Annotated in this window: 20 protein-coding genes; 11 read left to right on the top strand and 9 right to left on the bottom strand. The window is 65.7% G+C overall.

What is annotated here, in order from left to right; translation table 11 throughout:
- Positions 1 to 65: 65 nt before the first annotated feature.
- From GPA27_RS06135 to GPA27_RS06155, 5 genes are all read left to right on the top strand, one after another.
- Positions 66 to 896 (top strand): alpha/beta fold hydrolase, encoded by an 831-nt coding sequence (locus tag GPA27_RS06135; RefSeq protein ID WP_169138590.1) that lies wholly within the window; start codon positions 66 to 68, stop codon positions 894 to 896.
- Between the two features lie 19 nt (positions 897 to 915).
- Positions 916 to 1,500 carry a NifU family protein gene (locus tag GPA27_RS06140; RefSeq protein ID WP_246260966.1) on the top strand — a complete coding sequence of 195 codons (585 nt, stop codon included), beginning with the start codon at positions 916 to 918 and terminating at the stop codon, positions 1,498 to 1,500.
- 113 nt (positions 1,501 to 1,613) lie between these two features.
- Positions 1,614 to 1,910 carry a DUF815 domain-containing protein gene (locus tag GPA27_RS06145; protein ID WP_169138592.1) on the top strand — a complete coding sequence of 99 codons (297 nt, stop codon included), beginning with the start codon at positions 1,614 to 1,616 and terminating at the stop codon, positions 1,908 to 1,910.
- A gap of 1,002 nt (positions 1,911 to 2,912) precedes the next feature.
- Positions 2,913 to 3,098, top strand: coding sequence for a hypothetical protein (locus GPA27_RS06150; protein WP_169138594.1), 186 nt, complete (start codon positions 2,913 to 2,915; stop codon positions 3,096 to 3,098).
- A 510-nt stretch (positions 3,099 to 3,608) separates the two neighbouring features.
- Positions 3,609 to 5,015 carry a Fic family protein gene (locus GPA27_RS06155; protein WP_256222809.1) on the top strand — a complete coding sequence of 469 codons (1,407 nt, stop codon included), beginning with the start codon at positions 3,609 to 3,611 and terminating at the stop codon, positions 5,013 to 5,015.
- A gap of 23 nt (positions 5,016 to 5,038) precedes the next feature.
- Here the strand turns inward: GPA27_RS06155 and GPA27_RS06160 are convergent, their stop codons facing one another.
- The 9 genes from GPA27_RS06160 to GPA27_RS06200 all read right to left on the bottom strand — a co-directional run bounded on the left by GPA27_RS06160 (position 5,039) and on the right by GPA27_RS06200 (position 13,206).
- Positions 5,039 to 5,455: a type II toxin-antitoxin system VapC family toxin gene (locus GPA27_RS06160; RefSeq protein WP_169138598.1), complete on the bottom strand. Its 417-nt coding sequence runs from the start codon at positions 5,453 to 5,455 to the stop codon at positions 5,039 to 5,041.
- On the bottom strand, positions 5,455 to 5,691 hold the full coding sequence (gene vapB, locus GPA27_RS06165; protein WP_169138600.1) for a type II toxin-antitoxin system VapB family antitoxin: 237 nt from the start codon (positions 5,689 to 5,691) through the stop codon (positions 5,455 to 5,457). The genes GPA27_RS06160 and vapB overlap by 1 nt, the downstream gene beginning before the upstream one ends.
- A 559-nt stretch (positions 5,692 to 6,250) precedes the next feature.
- Positions 6,251 to 7,261 carry a M14 family metallopeptidase gene (locus tag GPA27_RS06170; RefSeq protein ID WP_169138602.1) on the bottom strand — a complete coding sequence of 337 codons (1,011 nt, stop codon included), beginning with the start codon at positions 7,259 to 7,261 and terminating at the stop codon, positions 6,251 to 6,253.
- A 32-nt stretch (positions 7,262 to 7,293) separates the two neighbouring features.
- Positions 7,294 to 8,388, bottom strand: coding sequence for a tartrate dehydrogenase (locus GPA27_RS06175; protein WP_169138604.1), 1,095 nt, complete (start codon positions 8,386 to 8,388; stop codon positions 7,294 to 7,296).
- Between the two features lie 219 nt (positions 8,389 to 8,607).
- Positions 8,608 to 9,126: an Lrp/AsnC family transcriptional regulator gene (locus GPA27_RS06180; protein WP_246260967.1), complete on the bottom strand. Its 519-nt coding sequence runs from the start codon at positions 9,124 to 9,126 to the stop codon at positions 8,608 to 8,610.
- A 73-nt stretch (positions 9,127 to 9,199) separates the two neighbouring features.
- Positions 9,200 to 10,579, bottom strand: a complete 1,380-nt coding sequence (locus GPA27_RS06185) for an aspartate aminotransferase family protein (RefSeq protein ID WP_169138606.1) — start codon at positions 10,577 to 10,579, stop codon at positions 9,200 to 9,202.
- A 103-nt stretch (positions 10,580 to 10,682) separates the two neighbouring features.
- Positions 10,683 to 11,084, bottom strand: coding sequence for a hypothetical protein (locus tag GPA27_RS06190; protein WP_169138608.1), 402 nt, complete (start codon positions 11,082 to 11,084; stop codon positions 10,683 to 10,685).
- 315 nt (positions 11,085 to 11,399) lie between these two features.
- Entirely contained in the window at positions 11,400 to 12,326 is a 927-nt protein-coding gene (locus GPA27_RS06195) for a 2-hydroxyacid dehydrogenase (protein WP_169138610.1), read from the bottom strand.
- A gap of 19 nt (positions 12,327 to 12,345) precedes the next feature.
- A complete protein-coding gene (locus tag GPA27_RS06200) occupies positions 12,346 to 13,206 on the bottom strand; it encodes a GNAT family N-acetyltransferase (protein WP_169138612.1) in 861 nt (286 codons plus the stop codon).
- A gap of 242 nt (positions 13,207 to 13,448) precedes the next feature.
- On the opposite strand from GPA27_RS06200, the gene GPA27_RS06205 reads away from it, so the two are divergent.
- The 6 genes from GPA27_RS06205 to GPA27_RS06230 all read left to right on the top strand — a co-directional run bounded on the left by GPA27_RS06205 (position 13,449) and on the right by GPA27_RS06230 (position 20,805).
- Positions 13,449 to 14,933 (top strand): aldehyde dehydrogenase family protein, encoded by a 1,485-nt coding sequence (locus GPA27_RS06205; protein WP_169138615.1) that lies wholly within the window; start codon positions 13,449 to 13,451, stop codon positions 14,931 to 14,933.
- 231 nt (positions 14,934 to 15,164) lie between these two features.
- A complete protein-coding gene (locus GPA27_RS06210; protein ID WP_169138617.1) occupies positions 15,165 to 15,833 on the top strand; it encodes a haloacid dehalogenase type II in 669 nt (222 codons plus the stop codon).
- A 94-nt stretch (positions 15,834 to 15,927) separates the two neighbouring features.
- Positions 15,928 to 17,685 (top strand): dihydroxy-acid dehydratase, encoded by a 1,758-nt coding sequence (locus tag GPA27_RS06215; protein ID WP_169138619.1) that lies wholly within the window; start codon positions 15,928 to 15,930, stop codon positions 17,683 to 17,685.
- Positions 17,686 to 17,694: 9 nt separating this feature from the next.
- Positions 17,695 to 18,621 (top strand): 2-hydroxyacid dehydrogenase, encoded by a 927-nt coding sequence (locus GPA27_RS06220; RefSeq protein ID WP_169138621.1) that lies wholly within the window; start codon positions 17,695 to 17,697, stop codon positions 18,619 to 18,621.
- A 199-nt stretch (positions 18,622 to 18,820) separates the two neighbouring features.
- Positions 18,821 to 19,489 (top strand): haloacid dehalogenase type II, encoded by a 669-nt coding sequence (locus tag GPA27_RS06225; RefSeq protein ID WP_169138623.1) that lies wholly within the window; start codon positions 18,821 to 18,823, stop codon positions 19,487 to 19,489.
- A gap of 38 nt (positions 19,490 to 19,527) precedes the next feature.
- Entirely contained in the window at positions 19,528 to 20,805 is a 1,278-nt protein-coding gene (locus GPA27_RS06230; protein WP_169138625.1) for an NAD(P)/FAD-dependent oxidoreductase, read from the top strand.
- The last annotated feature ends 103 nt before the right edge of the window (positions 20,806 to 20,908 follow it).

Below are 20,908 nucleotides of genomic sequence, written 5' to 3' on the forward strand. Positions count from 1 at the left end.
AACGAGACTAATAATCTCCACTCACCCCAGCACCCGACAAAGACGGAAGAACAGGAGACCCCGCCATGGACCGCAATCCCGAAATCGCCAATCGCGTCACGATCAAGGGCATCACGACGAACTACCACGATCAGGGCAGCGGCTTTCCCGTCACGCTGCTGCACGGGTCCGGCGCCGGGGTCACCGCCTGGGCGAACTGGCGCGGCGCGATTCCCGAGCTGGCGACGAACCGACGCGTCATCGCGCCCGACCTCGTCGGCTTCGGCTACACCGACGCCCCCGCCGACATCGAATTCCGCCTCATGGACACCTGGGTCGAGCAGATCATCGGCCTGCTCGATGCGCTCGACATCGAACGCACCGACCTGATCGGCAACTCCTTCGGCGGCACACTGAGCCTCGCGCTCGCAATCCGCCATCCGAAGCGCTTCCGCCGCATCGTCCTGATGGGCAGCGGCGGCCAGCCGTTCGAATTCACGCCCGAGCTCGATGCTCTGTGGGGTTACACGCCCTCGCTCGACAACATGAAGCGCATCCTCGACATCATGGCCTTCGACCGCTCGATCGTGACCGACGAACTGGCCGAGATGCGCTACCGCGCGACGGCCCGTCCCGGCGTGCAGGAGCGCTTCGAAAAGGTCTTTCCGCCGCCGCGGCAGCGTTGGGTCGACGCCCAGGTGATGGCGGACGAGGACCTCGCCGCCCTGCCCCACGAAGTGCTCGTGATCCACGGCCGCGACGACCGCGTCGTGCCGCTCGACGTCTCGCTCAGGCTCGCCGCCAAGATCGACCGCGCCCAGCTCCATGTCTTCGGGCGCTGCGGCCACTGGACGCAGATCGAGCACGGCGCCCGCTTCCTGCAGCTGGTGAAGAACTTCCTCGACGAAGCCGAATGACCCGAACGGGAGCCGCGCCATGAATCACGACATCGCACTGGACATCGCCATCGACCCGGCCGCTTCGGCGCATCTGAAACAGATGCTCGCAAAGCAGCCCGCCAACTGCGTCGGGGTACGCCTGTACGTCCTCCACCCCGGCACCTCGCTCGCCCATGCGGGGCTCGGCTATGCCCGCGAGGGCGAGCGTCCGCAGGAAACGCGGCGGCTGATCGACGAGCTCCCGCTGTGGGTCGACCCGGCTAACGTCTCCTACCTGCAGGGGGTGCGCATCACCTCGCAGAAGACCATGTCGGGCCACCAGCTGAAACTCGTCGCGCCGCACATCAAGCGCGCCATCGCACCGCCATCGGACGCACCGCTCGAACTTCAGCTCAGCCACTTCCTCGAAACCGAGGTCAATCCGCACCTCGCCGAGCATCAGGGATCGGTCGTGCTGCACGGCATCGAGAACGGCGACACCGCCCTCCTCAAGTTTGGCGGCAGCTGCCACGGGTGCGGCAACGCGGACCTGACGCTGACCGAGTTCATCGCGGTAAAGATCCAAGAGCGATTTCCCGCGATCACCAAGGTGAATGCCCTGGCGACCATACATGCCGTCTGAAACCGTGCAGGAAAATCTCATCTCGCGCCTCGAACGCATTACCGCGCGGCTCGGCAACCTTCGCCGCAGACCTCAGCGACGCGCGACCGTCTCGCCGAAGGGGGCGTCTTCTTTTGGTGGGGCTGGAGCGGGACGGAAGCGTATCGACGTGGCTCGTGCAGCCGGACTCGTTTCTTGTCAGCTTCGATGAGCTGCGCAATGTCGACAACCAGCACAAACTCGTCGAACGCAATACCCGGCAGTTCTTCGAGCGACGACCAGCGAACAACATATTGATTGATGCAACGTCGAACCGCCGTCACCTCGTCACCGAGCGGGCCGCCGACAACTGGAACACCACCGCGACGAAGATGTCGAACTGCGCCGAGGCTGTTGGCGCCGGTCCATTTTTGATCAGGAGTACCGGCTGAAAATGGCCGGGCGAGCTAGCCTTTTAGTTTTGAGGCAGCCGCGATCCGTCGAAACGCCCTGCTCAGTTTTTCGCCGGAATGCAGGACGTCATGTGATCAGTCATATGTACACATAGTGGCCGAAAGTGTGGGTCGAATTGGGCCGCGGAAAGCAGACAGTGGCGATTGGGGCGCAGGTACCGCTGAGAGCGAAGCGGCGCGATGGCGGTCCGAGGCACCGCGCCCATGATCGCTCTGGCGAGCATCTCGCCGACCAGAGCCCGCCCAGAGGCGATCACGGCCTCGAGTTCATCGGCGTCAGCGCACTCCTGCAAGCGCTGCGTGGTGCAACAAGACACCGAAACGGGGGCTGGGGTCACCGACATGCTCGTATACCCGGCGCGCCGGCGCCGCATTGTCATTCCCGAAGAGGCACCCGACCCCGCGCAAGCCCATCTCGTCGCGACGACGGGGTGGGGAATGGATACCAAATCCGCCTTATGCGGCAATGTCGGGCGAATCGGGCCTGGATTTCACGCCCCCCTACCCCGCCCTGCACGACTCCACGTACGCCCTTGTCGGCCGTGGCACCCCAACCGCCATGAGCTGACAAAACAAAAGCGGCCCGCTCAGTGAGCGGGCCGCTTTTGTAGAACGTTCTACAATCACTTTGGATAGCCTGAACTGGCTAAGTCCTTGATTACTTGGGGCGACATACCGGGATCGAACCGGTGACAACTGGAGCCACAATTACCGGTTGTTTTCTTTAAAATCAGCAAGTTAAGTCAATTTCTGATCTACAAAACCCGGCCAACCACCCCCTTGAAAGCCGCATCAGTGCTGAAGTCTGAACAGTTTTGTAGAACGATTTTGCCGCACCCGCGGGGATGCACAAAGACCCTAATCCACCCGCCTTCCGTCGGACAATCGCGGGAGTCGAAGGCCCTCACGCCACCGCCCGATGAACACCTGGATCCTGTTCGACGAACAGTTTTCTCCTCGGACAATAAGGGCGAAAAGGTGATGTACGAGGCCCTGCACATCCAAGACTTCGGCTGTATCGGCCACCGCACGCTCCCCGATGGACGCGTGATCATCAACGTGCCGACCGCAGCGATGTTCGACATCGATCCCGAGGGTGCGGTGATGTTCGGGGCCGACCGGGCACTCGAAAAACGAGAGGGGCCGCTCCCCGATCCGCTGCAGTAGTTCCGGACCTACTCCCAGCTCGGCCTGCTTTCGACGAGCGCCCCGCACATGGCGACGATCGACGAGATGGCCCGCCGTTCGGCGAAGAAGATTCCTCGCGGTCTGCACGACATGCCGACGAGGGCGCACGCGTCCCCGAAAGGATCAGCAAGTCCGAGCGCAACGCCGGGATGCTGGCCCCAGTCAGCCAGAAAACGCTGACCGAGACCTATCAGGAATCGGACAAGTTGCAGCGGGCGAAGCGCGACAACGAGATCTTCAGCCGGTCATCGCGCAAGATGGACCGGGATGTGAGCACCAGATACCTATAGGTATAAAATACTTTCCGGAACAGCGAAGAATCAAAAAAATCCTGCGCCGCTTCGAAAAATCTGGGCACGAGGGCAACGTTTCATGGACTTGGTTGGCTACGAATTCCTTCGGCGCAGGCTCAAGCTGAGCGCCTTCCCGCTGGCCCACCCGGCGCGGGTAGCGCCGGTCCAGCGCATTATGCACCTGCCGAACGACGGCGTGCAGGTGCCGCGCACCGTTGCACCCGAGTCCGATCATCCGCTCGATCATGTGCTCTTTTCGCTTCGGCACGAAGGGATCAATCTGCAGGTGCTCGCCGAAGCAATGCCGCACATCCCCGCTGAGGATATGGTGCAGCGCTTGCGCGCGACGCCCTCCGGGCTCTACATCCGGCAAGCGTGCTATCTGTGGGAGTCGTTCACCAAACGAGAGTTGTCCGACTTGCCGGCGGTGGCTGGCGTGTACGGCAACCTGTTCGACCCGGATCTGTATGTGACCGGCCCGGCCGTCAGGAATCCGAAGTGGCGGATCAGCTTCAATGGGCTGGGCTCGATGGACTACTGCCCGACGGTGCGCATAACTGATGCGGTGAGGCAAGGGATCGAGAGCGACATCCTCGGTCGAACGAATGCCTTCCTCGATTCGTTGGGACCGGTCAATGCCGACCGCGCCCTGTCCTGGGCTTACCTGAGCGAAACCGACAGTTCGTTCGCGATCGAGCGGGAAACCCCGAGCCCGCGCAAGGCCGAAGCTTTCGTGGCCTTGCTGCAGCAGGCGCACGAGAACGTCCAACTGACGGAAGAGTACCTGTCCGATCTGCAGTCCTCGACGATCTCGAACCCGTACGATCGGGCAGCCTGCTTTCGTCACGAGCAGAACTGGCTACGCGGCGGCGGGCTGCGCGGGGCAAGCAGCGTCACCTATGTGCCGCCGGCACCCGACCTGCTGACGAGCCTGATGCCTCCCTTCATGGCAATGGCGAACAGCCTATCCAAACAAATCGACCCGATCGTTGCGGCATCCGTGGAGTCCTTCGCTTTCGTGTTCCTGCACCCCTACATGGATGGCAACGGCCGCCTATCACGTTTCCTGTTTCATCACGCCTTGTGTCAGTCCGGCGAACTGGAACGGGGCCTGCTGCTGCCCGTGTCGATCGCGATGAAGCGCCACGAGGAGCAGTATCTGCTGGCCCTGCAGTCCTTCTCGAAGCCTGCCCGCAAGCTGTGGGATGTGACGTGGATCGACGAGGATCAATTCGCGTTCGATTTCAAGGGGCAGCCTTCGATCTATCGCTACTGGGATGCCACGCCTTGCGTCGAATTCGGCTTCCGGATGGCTGAAGAAGCCCTCAACGTCGATCTGCGGCAGGAGACCGAATTTCTCGCGAGCTTCGACCGCATCAGCAGGGCCGTGAACGAGGAATTCGATTTGCGGTCGAACGACCAGCACCTGCTGATCGCGTCGGCGCTGCAAAACGGAGGCGCGATCTCGAAGAACCGGCGCAAGCAGTTGGTCGAAAGGGTGCCCGCCGAAGCCTTCGAGTTCATAGAAGCGCGGGTGAAGGCGGAACTCGCGCAGCAGGAGGCGCCGAGTCCTTCACGCCCTCGATCCGGTCCCGGCCTCTGAAACGTTGAAGCTCTCGAGGCGGTTCAATGCTCCGGTTCAATTTGCGTCAGCCAGTTCTCCGTCATCACTTCGGGGTACCTTGCGAAGTCCCTCGTGTTGTTGGTGACGACCGCAACGCCGAGCGCCACAGCATGGGCTGCAATCAACTTGTCGAGATGATCCTTCTTGCTCTCGCGAGAGGCCAGTCGGATCGGGCCATAGGCAATTGCCGCTTCGACATCGAACGGCATGACGGGAATATCCTGGATGAGATCGTCAAGATTGGCGCGCTCGCGCTCCGGATCGGCCGACACCGCTACGCCGTATTGAAGTTCGGCAAAGGTGATTGCTGACATTACGACATCACCCACATAGCACTCGGCGAAGCGTCGAGCGACCTCCTCGGGATGGTTCTTCATCAGATAGATGCACATGTTGGTGTCGAGCATGTAGCGCGCCATCACAGGGCATCCCTTTCGGCTTGCTCCTGATCGCCGCGACCTTCAGCCATGAAGTCCGGGGAGAACCTCGCAAACTTGGCCATCACACCAGCGAGAGACCGACGAGCGGGCCGAATGCGCAACTCGTCGCCAACGCGTTCGATCTCCAGCTCGATGTCGGTGCGTTCATAAGCCAGGTCCGATGGGATACGCACGGCCTGTGAATTGCCGTTCTTGAAGGCACGTGTGGTGTGCATGGCAAGCATCCTGCGCGGATGTACGATGTGTGTACACTAGGCTAGGCGAGCCATTTTGTAAATACATGGATGTACACACATCGAACGAAAGATCCTGGCACCCCGCACGGATTCCCTACCAAACCGATTCGAAATCAGCGGCCGGCCTCGGGCCGCATCCCATCGGCGGTGGTGCGCGGACCGACCGCGGGCAGTGAGCTGCCCCACAAATTTCGCATTCCCACGTAGTCGTCGTACGATCGATTCAACGACCGGAAGAACGAGTGAAACTCTCGCATCTTGACCTGCCTGGATGACGAGCGCGGAAATTTGACATTATCCCCCTAGTGTGCATTCGCACGTAACTGTGCAAGGGCAAAGATCCGCCCCAGCTCACGCATGGCATCCACGTGTCCTCGGCTCATCCCAACTATGCGATGTGGGCAGCAATCCCTGTCGATGTTGTGTCTGTCTAGCACCGCAGTCCGGAACATCAAGGAAGGAATCTCACCTCCGATCGCGCCTCGGAGCCACCCACTTTTCGAGACGGCGGACATGAGCTGCTAGGCTGACTATAAGTCTAGGTGTATCTCGCCCATGTGTGCCCCACCAACTCTCCGAGGCGAACGACAGTGACCCCAGGGCGCAGCTGCCGAAGCGATGGCATCACCAGCACGCAGTTCGGATAGGGCGTGCGCACCGGCTTACCATCGCACCAGGCGATAATGGTTCCCGCATCCGGGAACGTTTCGAGGCCCGTGTAGTTGCCGGCGAAGCGGAAGTCGGGACTCGATGCGACGACCGGCTCGGTGACCCGCACCAATCTTTGCGTGTTCTCGGGCCTGCGCAGCCAGCCGCGCGGCAGGTCGGCCCCATCCACGACGCCATGCAGGACGAGAAAAGCACCGGTCACTTCCCGTCCGACATCGGCCGCGCGAGCCTCCCAATGCTGCCCGCATTCCACGAGCAGCGCGTTCTTCGGGCTTTCCGGATCCCCAAAGCCTGCATAGTCGCGCATGCGGCGCCCCTCCGGGTGACCTTCGTCGCTGATCACCCATTCCGGAGCGCCGAGGTCGCACGCGAGAGCGATCCCCTTGTCGAGCAGTCCGCACACCGAGAGCGGAGCACTGCGCTCGTGCATCGAATGCAGGTCGAGGAGGAAGTCCACCTGGTCGATCACCTGGCGCATCTCGCGTGCCCGGCGCAATTCGACCGAATCGCGCGACAGATCGTCGAGGATGGCCGCGGTCCATACCCGGTTGAGGTCCTGATCGACGAAGCGCGAGGCGTCGGGATTGGCCGGATCGAAGCGCTCGTAGGCGGCGACGTTGGCGAAGGCCAGGGTGAGGCGCCCGCGGCGGGGGCGGATGCCGAGCTCCAGGAGCTCCTTCACCACGATCGCACCGCACACCTCGTTGCCGTGGGTGAGCGCGTTCACCATCACATGCGGGCCGGGCACGGCGCTGTCGAAGGTGTAGACATAGGGAATGCCCGTGTTGCCTTCGGCGAAGGCGCGGATGTCGGGGAATTCGAGCTCGATCGGATAGTGCTCGCCGGGTGCCGGCCCGGCGGTCTGCTTGGATGTCTGCATGATCGTGTCCAAGTGCGCGATTGCCGGCGGGCTCAGTCGGCCCGCGCCTCCAGGGCGGCGGCGATCGCCTGCCCCATCTCGGTGGTCGAGGCCTTGCCGCCCAGGTCGCCAGTGCGCGGCCCGTCCTTCAAGACTTTCTGGATTGCGGCGAGGATCGCGTCGTGGGCGCGCCGGCCCGCGCCTTCGCCGTTGGCGAGGAAGTCGAGCATCATCGCGCCCGACCAGATCGCGCCGATGGGGTTGGCGATGTTCTTGCCGTAGATGTCGGGGGCGGAGCCGTGCACCGGCTCGAAGAGCGAGGGGAAGCGGCGCTCCGGGTTCAGGTTAGCCGAAGGCGCGAGGCCCAAGGTGCCGGTGCAGGCGGGCCCGAGGTCCGAGATGATGTCGCCGAACAGGTTGGTCGCGACTACCACGTCGAAGCGCTGCGGCTGCAGCACGAAGCGGGCGCACAGGGCATCGATGTGCTGCTTGTCCCAGCTCACCTCGGGGAACTGCTGGGCCATCACGGCCGCGCGACCGTCCCACCAGGGCATGCTCACCGCCACGCCGTTGCTCTTGGTCGCCACGGTCACGTGCTTGCGCGCGCGTTGGCGGGCCTGCTCGAAGGCGAAGCGCAGCACGCGGTCGGCGCCGTGCCGGGTGAAGACGGACTGCTGCATCACCACCTCGCGCTCGGTGCCCTCGAACATGGTGCCGCCGACCGCGGTGTACTCACCCTCGGTGTTCTCGCGCACGATCAGCATGTCGATGTCGCCGGCGCTGCGGCCGGCGAGCGGGCACGGCACGCCATCGAAAAGGCGCGCCGGACGCAGGTTGATGTACTGGTCGAACTCGCGCCGAAACTTGAGCAGAGAGCCCCACAGGGAGATGTGGTCGGGCACCGTCTCGGGCCAGCCGACGGCGCCGAAGTAGATCGCGTCGACGCCCGCGAGCTGGGCTTTCCAGTCGTCGGGCATCATCTTGCCGGTCTGCAGGTAATAGTCGCAGCTCGCCCACTCGATGTGCTTGTACTCGAGTTTGATGCCGAACAGCTCGCCCGCGCGGTCGAGCACCCGCAAGCCCTCGGGAATCACTTCCTTGCCAATGCCGTCGCCGGGAATGACGGCAATCCTGAATGACGAATCCATATGCGAAGCGCCTCGTTGTCGGAGTGGAGAGAGAGGGGCTGCGGCGCTCCGCGAGGAGACGTGCGGCCCCGAATTCGGCGCGGCCTGGAAACCGCCGCGATGGCCTCATCTTAGCCACCGGGCGACGGTGCGGACTTTCGTAAACAGGGTGCTCGATCGCAGGATCGAGCGTTCTTGGCAGGGCGTTCGAAAGCTTGTGCCGCGAGCCGACGCCGCGGATCAGTCGTGCGAGACGTGCAGCCTCTCGATCGGGTAGTAGTCCTTCAAGATCGGCGACTTGATCACGATGAAGCTGAAGTACTTGTCGATCCCGATCCGCGCCTCGAGCAGCGCCTCGACGATGCTCTGATAGTGCACCACGCTGCGGGTCACGAACTTCAGCAGGTAGTCGAAACCGCCGCTCACCAGATGGCACTCGACGATCTCGTCCACGTTTCGGATGTAGGACTCGAACTTGATGAAGTCTTCGCGGCGATGGTCGGACAGGGTCACCTGGGTGAACACCATCTGCACGGGACCCAGTTTCTCGAGCTGGACGTGCGCACCGTAGCCGGTGATATAGCCCGCCTTCTCCAGGCGCTTGACGCGGGTCAGGCAGGGGCTGGGCGATAGGCCGACGGCATCTGCGAGGTCGACATTGGGGGTCCGCCCATTGCGCTGGAGATGGCTGAGGATGCGCAAATCGATACGGTCCAGCTTGGGGGCACCGTTCATCATCATCGGAGGAGCGCACGCCATTCGGTTTTCTAATACTTTCATCGTAGCAGACCGCACCACGGACGACCAAGGTCCGCGGTGTGGTGTCGCAGTCTCAGCGCAGCGCGCCGCGCACACCCGGCATTTCGAGCACCATGTCCAGGGTGTGCCGGACGCGCTCGAACATCAGGTCGAAGTCGGCGCCGGTGTAGCACAGAGCCGGGGCGAAACCGAGCACGTTGTCGCCGAAGGCGCGGAAGATGATGCCGTTGCGGTAGGCGGCGTCGAAGATCCGGTCGGCGAGCTTGAGAGCCGGATCGAAGCGCGCCTTGGTCTCCTTGTCGGCGACCAGCTCCAGCGCCCCCAGCAGGCCGCGGCTGCGCGCATCGCCCACCAGCGGATGGTCGAGGAGCGCCTGCAGGCCCTGCTCGAAGCGCGGCGCCTGGCGGATGCCGTTCTCCAGCAGGCCGCCCTCGTGATACAGCCGCAGCACCTCCAGGGCCACCGCCGCGCTCACCGGGTGCGCCGAATAGGTGTGTCCGTGGCCGACCGGCAGATCGTTGCCGCTCCCCTCGGCGATGCCCTGGTAGATCGCCTCGCTCATCAGTACCGCGCCCATGGGCGCGTAGCCGGCGGTCAGGCCCTTGGCCACGGTCATCACGTCCGGGGTGACGTCTTCCGCCTCGCACGCGAAGAGCGGACCGGTCCGCCCGAAGCCGGTGATCACCTCATCCACCGCGAACAGTATGCCGAGCTCGCGGCAGGCCTCCTGCATCGCCTTGAGCCAGCCCTTGGGCGGCACGATGACGCCGCCGGAGCCCTGCACCGGCTCGCAGAAGAAGGCGGCCACACGGTCGCGGCCGATCTCCAGCACCTTCTCCTTCAGCGCCGCCACCGAGGCGCGGATGATCGCCTCCGGATCCGACCCCTCCGGATTGCGATAGGGATAGGGGGACGGAATCTTGTGCTGATTGGGCAGGGGCACGTCGAAGTTTCGGTGGAAGACCGGGATCGCGGTGAGACCGGACCCCTGCGCCGACGAGCCGTGGTAGCCGCGCTCGATGGTGATGAAGTGCTTCTTCTCGGGCTTGCCCAGCGCGTTGTAGTAATGGACGATGAAGCGGATCGCGGAGTCGACGGCGTCGGAACCGCCCAGGGTGAAGTACACCTTGCGCAGCGACGGCGGCGCGAGCTCCACCAGCTTCGCCGCGAGCCGGATGGCCGGCTCGGAGCCGAAGTGGAAGTAGCCCGTCGCGTAGGGCAGGCGGCGCATCTGCTCTTCGGCCGCGCGCACGATGCTCTCGTGGCCGTAGCCGACGTTTACGCACCACAGGCCGGAGAAGGCGTCGAGGAGTTCCTTGCCGTTGTTGTCCGTGAGGTAGGCGCCGCGGCCGGATTCAAGCACGGCCACACCGCGTCGCTCGTGGGCGCGGTAGTTGACGACGGGGTGGATCAGGTGGTCGCGGTCGAGGGCGACGAGGGTTTCTCTTTGCATGGTCTGTCTGCCGAGGGTTCGTTGACGGGCGGGCTGAACGAGGCCAGAACCGCTTACCGGCGGCCCACTGTTCGGCGGGCGAGGCAGAGACTCTGGCGATGTATTAATGGTAGCCAGGGCCCCGCGGCGGTAGATTCCGACGATGGCGAGCATGGTGCGCGGATATCTCGAAGACGGCGCAGATTCGGCAGATCGTGCCGAGCCCCTTTCCCGCCGTGACCGCGGACGCAAGCGCCGGGCGGCTGCCCGGCGCCGAGCCGCTCAGAGGGAGAAGCGCGCCACCATCGAGCTCAGCTGTCGCGAGCTCGCGCAGATCGTGCGCCGCCACGCCGACCTCCTTCTGCGTGTCGGAGGTTTCGGCCACCGCCTGCGCCACCTGGGCGCAGGCCGCACCCATCTGCTCGCGGGTACCACGAATGCCTTCCTGCATCGTCGTGACGAGAGCGACGATCTCGCCGGTGGCCCCCGACGTGCGTTCCACGAGCTTACGCACCTCGTCCGCCACCAATGCGCTGCGCGCTGTCCTCCATCACCCGGTCAATGCGCTCGAACTCCTCGGCGGCTTCCCGCATCCTGTGCATCCCTGATCCGCCCACCTGTCCAGGCACACCCGCTCGAGGCCCTGCACGGTCGAGCTCATACCGAGATGGCCGATCCCGGCGCACAGCGCCACGAAGCCGATCAGCAGCCCGGCCAGCGCCAGAAGGCGGTGGCGTATTTTCCCGCTCTTCATGCAGGGAGGATGTGGTTTGGAGTTCCGATTTCTTGTAGCCCGGATGGAGCGCAGCGGAATCGGGGACGCGGGCCGGACGGCCCGCGCTCAATAGCCCCGGCTCCGGTCCACCAGCCCGATCAGGGGCAGCCCCACCCGGTGCCGGCGGAGGTTCTCCAGCACCGCCTCCGCAGAAGTCTCGGCCTGGGTCATGCTCGCGATGTGGGGCGTGACCATGATGCGCGGGTGGCGCCAGAAGGGGTGGCCCGCCGCCAGGGGCTCGGTGTCGAAGACGTCGAGGATCGCCGCGGACAGGCGTCCGCTGTCCAGGGCGTCCAGCAGGTCCTGCTCCACCAGGTGGCCGCCCCGCCCCACGTTCACCAGCGCGGCCCCCGGCGGCAGCCTGTCGAAGAGCGCGCGAGAAAGAATGCCCCGCGTCGCCGTCGTGAGCGGCAGCAGGCAGACGAGGATGTCGGTGCGTGCCAGGAAAGCGTCCAGCCCCTCCTCACCGGCGAAGCTCTCCACCCCCGGCAGCTCGCGCGGCGTCCGGCCCCAGCCCGCACACTGGAAGCCGAAGGCTTGCAGCGACGTGAGCACCGCCTGGCCCAGCACGCCCATGCCCAGCACGCCGACCCGGCGCGAGCCCGCGGTGCGCACCCGGAGCGGGTTCCACACGCCCTCGCGCTGCTGGGCGGCGTAGGTCGGCCAGTCGCGATGGGCTGCCAGCACGGCGAGCGTCGCGTACTCCACCATGCCGGCCACGAGCCCCGATTCGATCATGCGCACCACCGGCACCCCCGGGGGAATGCGCGAGAAGTCGAACTGGTCCACGCCGGCACCCACCGAGAACACGAGCTCCAGGTTCGGGCAGGTTTCCGCCAGATTCTCCGGCGGCTCCCACGCGGCGAGATAACGCACCGCAGACGGGTCGCCGATGTCCGGCCAGATGCGGAACTCGACGTCGGGTGCGCGCTCGGCGAACAGCCTCGCCCAGACCGCCCCGCGTTCCGGTTCGGACTTGTAGAGAAAGCTCATCGAGTCGCTCAGCGATCCTTCAGCACAGCGCCTGGTTGATGATGGCGAACTGGCGCATGCCCTCGTCCACGTGGGGCGGCTCGCCCCGTACCATGATGATCCCGCCGTCGACCCGGTCGAGCCCCATCTCGGCCACCCAGGGGCTGAGGCCGCCGGATTCATGCACGTCGATGCGCACGAAGGAACCGGCGCGGACGCCGATCCAGTGGGCGATGAGGGCCTTGGCCCGTTCCGTGTCGGGGGCGACCACCGGTCCGATCGCGTAGCCGCGGCCAAACCGGCGGCAGAAGGCGAAGCCGGCCGGCTCGCCACCGCTGTCGAGCACCACACCGTCGGACACCTTGCGCAACTCGTCGAGCACGGTGGCCCGCGGCATGCCGAGCGCCCGGCTCGCAAGCCGGGCCAGCTTGGGTCCATCGCTCGCGCCGATCGGGCGGATGCGCTCGCCCGCCGGCGGCACAGCCATCACCGGCTCGAACACCGTCCCCTGGTGCTGGTGAATTCGACCGGTCGCGACGAAGCCGAGGCTCTCGTAGAGCGGCTGGCCGGCGGGCGTGGCGATGAGCATCGTGGTGCGCTCGCCCAGCTCCCGGAGCACCCGGGTCATCAGCTCGCGCCCGATGCCCTTGCCCTGCGCGTCCGGCGAGACGATCACCATGCCGAGGGAGCCGTGGTCGCCGCCATAGGCCCAGCACGAGGCGGTGCCGACGATCGTACCCTCGCACTCGGCCACGAATCCCGTCCCGAGGCGATGGACGAACCGCCAGTCCTCGAGCCGATGGGGCCAGCGCACGGCCTGCGAAAGCGCGTGGGCGGCGGGCAGATCGCCCTCGCCCATGCGCCGGTATTCAATCTGGAGTTCAGTGGTCGGAGTCGTCATGAAAGCCTCCTTCAAGGGTCGGCTTAATGTCGCAGGCGGCGGGCGGGATTGATAGGACGTTCTTGCCGTTTGCAGCAATTCGGCAGGATCGTCCACAGGAAGCGGAACAAGAGAACTTCGTGCCGCAGCCCCGCACGGACTCGACATATGCTGCTCGGCAGCAGCTCCTATCATCGATGCGGGAACGAGAGCCGGCTCTCCGCAGCGGGCGATCGACGACATGATCACCTGAAGGAATCGAAATGGACCGATTTGATCCCGCTAAGATTGCCGTGCCGAGCACACACTTCATCGGGGGCCGCACCGTGGGCGGCGCCCGCGAAACCCTGGACGTTCGCCGCCCGTCCGACGGCGCGGTCTACGCGGCGCTGCCACTGGCAGACGCCGACCTGGTGGACCAGGCAGTGGAGAACGCGTGGCGCGCCTTCAAGGAGAGCGACTGGGCAAGCCGCGCCCCGCGCGACCGGGCCCGCGTCCTGCATCGCTGGGCAGACCTCGTCGAGGCCGACGTGGCCACCCTCGCCCCCCTCGAAGCGGTGGGCTCCACCCGCCCCATCCAGAATGCCACGCATTGGGACGTGCCGTTCTGCGCCGAGGGCATCCGCTTCTTCGCCGAGTTCGCCGACAAGTGCGGCGGCGAGGTGGTCCCGACCCAGCGCGACCACCTCGGCATGACGGTGACAGAGCCCTACGGCGTGATCGGGGCCATCGCCCCGTGGAATTTCCCGCTGGTGATGGCGTCCTGGAAGATCGCTCCGGCGCTCGCCGCCGGCAACGCGGTGGTGCTCAAGCCTTCCGAGATGACGCCCTTCTCCATCGTGCGCCTGGCCGAGCTAGCGATCGCCGCCGGCATGCCGCCGGGCATCTTCAACATCGTGCAGGGCGACGGCAGGGTCGGCGACGCGCTGTGCCGCCATCCGCGCGTGTCGAAGGTCACCTTCACCGGCTCCACCCGCACCGGCGCCGCCATCATGGCCGCGTGCGCCGAAAGCGGCACCAAGCCGGTGACGCTCGAACTCGGCGGCAAGAGCCCGCAGTTGGTGTTCGCCGACATCGCCGACGCGGACAAGGTCGCGCGCCGCGTGGCACAGGCCATCGCGACCAACGCCGGACAGGTATGCGTCGCCGGCTCCCGTCTCATCGTGCAGCGGACCATCGCCGACGAACTGATCGAGCGCATCGCGGGCGCCTTTGCCGAACTGGTGCCGGGGCCGACCTGGGAGCCCTCCACCACGCTGTCGCCGATCATCTCGGAGCGGGAAATGAAGCGCATCGACGGGATCGTGCGCACGACTGTCGACCAGGGCGGGCGGATCCTCACCGGCGGGCGCAGCGTTGCCGAGAATGGCGGCGGCGCGTACTACCAGCCGACCATCCTCGCCGACGTAGACATGGGCATGGCCGCGGTGCGCGACGAGATCTTCGGGCCGGTGCTGACCGTGCAGACCTTCGATGACGAGGCCGAGGCGATGCAGCTCGCCGCCCACCCCTCCTACGGCCTGGCCGCCGGCGTGCACACCGCCGACATCAACCGCGCGCTGCGTCTCGCTCGTGGCCTGGAGGCAGGCACCGTGTGGATCAACCGTTACGGCCGCAGCTGGGACTTCGCGCTGCCCACCGGCGGCTACAAACGCTCGGGGATCGGCAAGGACCTGGGGCGCTACGCCTACGAGGCGAACCTGCGCACCAAGACCGTGCTGATCGACTTCGCCGCGGACGCGGCCTGAGCCCACTCCGGAGCTCAGCATAATGTGCCGCGCTCCCTCTGCAATACCAGCAGTTGTGTGATCTGGCTGGCCGAATTTGGGACGAGCGATCGATTGTCGGGTGATGTAATTCGTCCACGGAAGCAATAAGCGCGGATGGCCTGGCAGCCCCAGACCTTCCGGCAATGTGCAACCGCCCCGGTCCATCGAGACCCCGACGCAGAAAACCCCGATCGATACAGGAGTAGAGAAATGAGCAGCCTGCGGCCCAAGTACATCAGCTTCGATTGCTACGGCACCCTGATCAACTTCCAGATGGCCGAACTGGCGCGCGAGCTCTTCGCCGACCGTATCGCGCCCGAGAACATGGCGCAGTTCACGACCGACTTCGCCCGCTACCGCCTGGACGAGGTGATGGGCGACTGGAGGCCGTACGACGAACTGCTGTGCAACTCGGTGGAGCGCACCTGCAAGCGCTGGGGTATCGAGTACCGTGACAACGAAGGCCTGAAGTTCTACAAGGCCGTGCCGACCTGGCAGCCCCATCCGGACGTGCCTGCGGCCCTGGCCCGCCTGGCCACCGAGTACAAGCTGGTGATCCTGTCCAACGCCATGGACTCCCAGATCCAGGCCAGCGTCGACAAGCTGGGCGCACCCTTCCACCGCGTCTACACCGCCCAGCAGGCCCAGGCCTACAAGCCGCGCCTGCGTGCCTTCGAGTACATGATCGAGCAACTGGACTGCAATCCGGAAGACATCCTGCACGTGTCCTCGAGCATGCGCTACGACCACCTGTCGGCGGACGACGTCGGCATCAAGAACAAGGTCTTCGTCGCGCGGGGCCACGAGCCCAGCTGGCCGGTCTGGGGCAGCCTCGAGATCAAGGACCTGAGCGGCCTGCCCGCCCTGGTCGGTCTCTGAGCGCTGTGCGAGACAGGCTCGCGCGGGCCTGTGAGCGTCTCGCCCGCGAGATCGATCCCGTGGGCGAGACCATCGTTACTGCAGGGGTAAACGTATGAGCGACAAGAAAACTGGACCCACCCGGCCGCTGCGAAGCGCACGTTGGTTCCGCAAGGACGACCTGCCCGGCTTCGTGCACCGCTCGACCCTGGCGGCAGCCGGATGGAGCCGCGAGGACCTGATGACACGGCCCGTCGTGGGCATCCTCAACACCTGGTCCGACATCAATCCGTGCAATCTCAACCTTCGCGCCCTTGCGGAGGAGGTCAGGACGGGAATTCTCGAGGCGGGCGGCATCCCGTTCGAAGTTCCGCTGATGTCGATCAGCGAGAACATCATCAAGCCGACCTCGTTCCCATTCCGGAACCTGCTCGCAATGGAGGCCGAGGAGTGCATCCGCGCCTATCCCTTCGATGCGGTGGTACTGCTCGGCGGATGTGACAAGACCCAGCCGGGGCTGTTGATGGGTGCCGCGAGCGCCGGGGTTCCGCTGATCTTCCTGGGCAGCGGCCCGGCCACGCCCCGTTCGGCGACCGGCGGGGATCTGGCCAACGCCACCGGCGTCTGGCGCCTGGTGGACCAGTTGCGCGCCGGCAAGGTCTCCGAAGGCGACTTCGCCGCGTTCGAGCGTTGTGTAATGGGAACGGTGGGCCATTGCGCCGAGATGGGTACCGCCTCCTCGATGGCGACCATCTGCGAGGCCCTGGGCGTGTCCCTGCCCGGCAGCAGCCTGATTCCGGCGGTCGACCGCCGTCGCAATCTCTACGCCCGCGAGGTGGGTCGCCGCAGTGTCCGTATGGCCGCCAAAGGTAGTCCCCGCCCGAACGAGATCCTTGACGCGCGAGCCTTCGACAACGCGATCACGCTCCTGTGCGCGGTGGGCGGATCGACCAACGTCATCATTCACCTGCTGGCGCTCGCCGGCCGCGTCGGCGTGCCGCTGACCCTGGACCGCTTCGACGAGATCGGCCGACGCGTGCCGCTGATCGCCAACGTCCAGCCCGCCGGCGAGCACCTGACCGAGCGGCTCATGACCGCGGGCGGCGTGCCGGCCCTGCTCAAGACCCTCAAGCCGTTCTTGCACCTGGACGCACGCACCGTCGACGGATGCACAATCGGTGAGATCATCGAAACGGCCGAGGTCATCGATGCGGACGTGATCCGCCCGCTGGACAACCCGGTGCGATCAGGCGAGACGCTGGTCGTGGTGAGGGGCAACTTGGCGCCGGACGGGGCGGTGATGAAGGCCTGCGCCGCGGACCCGAAGCTGTTCCGCCATCGCGGCCGTGCGGTGGTTTTCGAGGACGTCCAGACCATCGCCGACCGGATCGACGATCCCGAGCTCGACATCGACGAGAACAGCGTGCTCATCCTGCGCAACGCCGGTCCGGTGGGCGCGGCGATGCCCGAGTGGGGCATGCTGCCCCTGCCGTGTCACCTGCTGGCACGGGGCGTCCGCGACATGCTCCGCATCTCGGACGCGCGCATGAGCGGTACCGCCTACGGCGCCGCCGTGCTGCACGTCTCCCCCGAGGCAGCCGTCGGAGGTCCGCTCGCCCTGGTGCGCGACGGCGACATCATCGAGCTCGACGTTCCCGCGCGTCGCCTCGAGCTCTGTGTCGCCCCGGAAGAGCTCGAGCGCCGGCGCCAGGCGTGGCAGCCTCCGGCGCCCAAGCACACGCGCGGATACCGCAATCTCTACAACCAACACGTCGAGCAGGCGCATCGCGGCTGCGACTTCGACTTCCTCCGGGGCGCCAATGAAGAAACCCTCCCCGAAGGGCTCTTCGATGGCTGGGTCGGAGGCTGGTAGGACATCAACATGAGCATTCTCTATCGATCCGATGCACCGCGTGCGGCCGCCTGGGCGAGCTATTTTGCCGAGCACGCTCCCGACCTGGACTTCCGTGTCTGGCCCGATGCCGGCAAGCTCGACGAGGTCGAATACCTGATCGCGTGGCAGGCGCCGGCCGAGTTCCTCGCCACCCTGCCCCGGCTAAAGGTGTTGTTCTCTTCGGGAGCCGGGGTCGATCACGTCGACTTCTCCGCCGTGCCGGCGCGCATTCCCGTTGTCAGGATGGTCGAGCCCGGCATCATCAACGGCATGGTGGAATATGTGAGCCTCGCCGTCCTGGCTCTGCACCGCGACTTCTTCGACTATGTGGCGGCGAAGGGGGCACGCGTCTGGAACCCCCTCGAAGTGCCGCCCGCCTCGGCCCGCAGCATCGGCGTCATGGGGATGGGTTCCCTCGGCCGCGCCGTTCTGGAGCGGCTGTGGACCTACGGTTTCCGGCTGCGCGGCTGGAACCGCTCTCTGCGCCGGATGGACGGCGTGGAGAGCTTCGCCGGCTCCGATCAGCTGCAGCCTTTCCTCGAGGGTTGCGACGTCCTGATCTGCCTGCTGCCGCTCACCCCGACGACCCGGGGCATTCTGAACCGCAAGCTCTTCGCGGCGCTGCCTGCCGGGGCGGCGCTGATCAACGTCGGCCGCGGCCCGCACCTGGTGGATGCGGATCTCCTCGAGGCGCTGAATTCAGGCCAGCTCTCCCGCGCGATCCTCGACGTGACCGATCCCGAGCCCCTGCCGGCCGAGCATCCCTACTGGATGCATCCGCGGGTGCTCGTGACGCCCCACGTGGCGAGCATGACCCAGCCCGAGTCGGCCGCGCCGATCCTGCTGGAGAACCTTCGCCGGCATCAGCGCGGCGAGCCGCTTCTGAACGTGATCGATCGGTCCCGCGGCTATTGAGGCGGCCGCCTCCGAATCACAGCAAAACATGCTGCGGAGCCGAGTCAATACCAACAAATGTGCGCAGCCCGAGGTCAAAAACGGGACGAACCTACATTCATGGAGTGATGTAATTCTTCCACGGAAGCAATAAACGCAGAGGGTCCCGGCCCATCGAGACCCCGACGCAGAAAACCCCGATCGATACAGGAGTAGACAAATGAGCAGCCTGCGGCCCAAGTACATCAGCTTCGATTGCTACGGCACCCTGATCAACTTCCAGATGGCCGAACTGGCGCGCGAGCTCTTCGCCGACCGCATCGCGCACGAGAACATGGCGCAGTTCACCACAGACTTCGCGCGCTACCGCCTGGACGAGGTGATGGGCGACTGGAGGCCGTACGACCAGCTCCTGTGCAATTCGGTGGAGCGCACCTGCAAGCGCTGGGGTATCGAGTACCGTGACAACGAAGGCCTGAAGTTCTACAAGGCCGTGCCGACCTGGAATCCGCACCCGGACGTGCCCGCGGCCATTGCCCGCCTGGCCACCGAATACAAGCTTGTGATCCTGTCCAACGCCATGGACGAGCAGATCATGGCCAGCGTCGACAAGCTGGGCGCACCCTTCCATCGCGTCTACACCGCCCAGCAGGCCCAGGCCTACAAGCCGCGCCTGCAGGCCTTCGAGTACATGATCGAACAGCTGGGCTGCAACCCGGAAGACATCCTGCACGTATCCTCGAGCATGCGCTACGACCACCTGTCGGCGGACGACATGGGCATCAAGAACCGCATCTTCGTCGCCCGCGGCCATGAGCCGAGCTGGCCGGTCTGGGGCGCGCACGAGGTCAAGGACCTGGGCGGCCTGCCGGCCCTGGTCGGTCTCTGAGCACGCTCCACGACACGACCCGGATACCGGGAGAGATCATGAAACTCGAATCCTATTGGCTCGACACGGCACCTCTCTTCACCCGCGGCGAGCGGGAGCCCGTGTCCGGGCGTGTCGATGTGGCCATAGTGGGCGGCGGCTTCACCGGCCTCGCCTCCGCCCTGGCGCTCGCCCGGCGCGGCGCCTCGGTGGTGGTGTTCGAGGCCGGCCGGGTGGTCGGCGAGGCCTCGGGGCGCAACGGCGGCCACTGCAACAGCGGGCTGGCCCACGACTACGGCGCGCTCGCCGCCCGCATCGGCGCCGAGCGCGCCCGCGCCTACTACCGCGCCTACGAGGCGGCGGTGCAGAGCGTCGAGGACATCGTCGTACGGGAGCGCATCGACTGCGACTTCGTCCGATGCGGCAAGCTCAAGCTCGCCGCCAAGCCGGAGCACTACGGCAAGCTGGCGCGGGCCTGTGAGCGGCTCGCCCGGGAGGTGGATCCCCAGGTGGAGATGATCCCGCCCGAGCGCATCCGCGACGAGGTGGGCACCGACGCCTTCTTCGGCGGCCTGCTGCAGAAGACAAGCGCCCAGATGCACATGGGGAAATTCGGCGTCGGCCTCGCCGAAGCGGCCGCCCGGCATGGGGCGCGGATCCTTGAGCAGGCCGCGGTGACCGAGGTCGAACGCCTCGTGGACGGGACCTACCGTGTGTGTTCAGCTCGCGGCACGGTGCGCGCCACCCAGGTCCTCCTGGCGAGCGGCAACTCCACGGTCGGACCCTTCGGCTGGTTCCGCCGCCGCATGGTCTCGGTGGGAAGCTTCATCATCACCACCGAGCCGCTGGATCCCGCCCTGCTCGACCGCCTGGTGCCCCACCGCCGCGGCTACGTCACCTCGAAAAACGTGGGCAACTACTTCCGCACCACCGCGGACAACCGGCTCGTATTCGGCGGCCGGGCGCGCTTCGCCATGTCGAACCCGCGCTCGGACCAGAAGAGCGGCCGCATCCTGCAGGCCACCCTCGCGGCAATCTTCCCCGAGCTCGCCGATGCGCGCATCGACTATTGCTGGGGCGGCATGGTGGACATGACGGCCGATCGCCTGCCCCGCGCCGGTCAGCACGGCGGCATGTTCTACTCCATGGGCTACAGCGGCCACGGCGTGCAGATGTCGGTGCACATGGGCGAGATCATGGCCGACGTGATGGCCGGCAAGGCGGAGGCGAACCCCTGGCGCGAGCTCGACTGGCCGGCCATCCCCGGGCATTTCGGCAAGCCTTGGTTTCTCCCCTTCGTGGGGGCGTACTACCGGTTCCAGGACCTGATTCACTGACCGCGTCGTCTAAGGAGAATGGAGAGAGAACACCACCATTCAAGGATTGCTCGCACCGCATCGGCGACCCGGGAAACGGCGATCTGCGCCCTAACCGGCTGCT

This window comes from Aromatoleum toluolicum, from assembly GCF_012911005.2.
GTDB classification, from domain to species: domain Bacteria; phylum Pseudomonadota; class Gammaproteobacteria; order Burkholderiales; family Rhodocyclaceae; genus Aromatoleum; species Aromatoleum toluolicum.

Bases quoted from the DNA above. Each gene is read 5' to 3' on its own strand.
- GPA27_RS06135 (WP_169138590.1), top strand. From the start codon at position 66: ATGGACCGCAATCCCGAAATCGCCAATCGCGTCACGATCAAGGGCATC.
- GPA27_RS06225 (WP_169138623.1), top strand. From the start codon at position 18,821: ATGAGCAGCCTGCGGCCCAAGTACATCAGCTTCGATTGCTACGGCACC.
- GPA27_RS06140 (WP_246260966.1), top strand. From the start codon at position 916: ATGAATCACGACATCGCACTGGACATCGCCATCGACCCGGCCGCTTCG.
- GPA27_RS06170 (WP_169138602.1), bottom strand. From the start codon at position 7,261: ATGCAGACATCCAAGCAGACCGCCGGGCCGGCACCCGGCGAGCACTAT.
- GPA27_RS06215 (WP_169138619.1), top strand. From the start codon at position 15,928: ATGAGCGACAAGAAAACTGGACCCACCCGGCCGCTGCGAAGCGCACGT.
- GPA27_RS06230 (WP_169138625.1), top strand. From the start codon at position 19,528: ATGAAACTCGAATCCTATTGGCTCGACACGGCACCTCTCTTCACCCGC.
- GPA27_RS06210 (WP_169138617.1), top strand. From the start codon at position 15,165: ATGAGCAGCCTGCGGCCCAAGTACATCAGCTTCGATTGCTACGGCACC.
- GPA27_RS06195 (WP_169138610.1), bottom strand. From the start codon at position 12,326: ATGAGCTTTCTCTACAAGTCCGAACCGGAACGCGGGGCGGTCTGGGCG.
- GPA27_RS06220 (WP_169138621.1), top strand. From the start codon at position 17,695: ATGAGCATTCTCTATCGATCCGATGCACCGCGTGCGGCCGCCTGGGCG.
- GPA27_RS06180 (WP_246260967.1), bottom strand. From the start codon at position 9,126: ATGGCGTGCGCTCCTCCGATGATGATGAACGGTGCCCCCAAGCTGGAC.
- GPA27_RS06200 (WP_169138612.1), bottom strand. From the start codon at position 13,206: ATGACGACTCCGACCACTGAACTCCAGATTGAATACCGGCGCATGGGC.
- GPA27_RS06150 (WP_169138594.1), top strand. From the start codon at position 2,913: ATGTACGAGGCCCTGCACATCCAAGACTTCGGCTGTATCGGCCACCGC.
- GPA27_RS06160 (WP_169138598.1), bottom strand. From the start codon at position 5,455: ATGGCGCGCTACATGCTCGACACCAACATGTGCATCTATCTGATGAAG.
- GPA27_RS06185 (WP_169138606.1), bottom strand. From the start codon at position 10,579: ATGCAAAGAGAAACCCTCGTCGCCCTCGACCGCGACCACCTGATCCAC.
- GPA27_RS06175 (WP_169138604.1), bottom strand. From the start codon at position 8,388: ATGGATTCGTCATTCAGGATTGCCGTCATTCCCGGCGACGGCATTGGC.
- vapB (WP_169138600.1), bottom strand. From the start codon at position 5,691: ATGCACACCACACGTGCCTTCAAGAACGGCAATTCACAGGCCGTGCGT.
- GPA27_RS06205 (WP_169138615.1), top strand. From the start codon at position 13,449: ATGGACCGATTTGATCCCGCTAAGATTGCCGTGCCGAGCACACACTTC.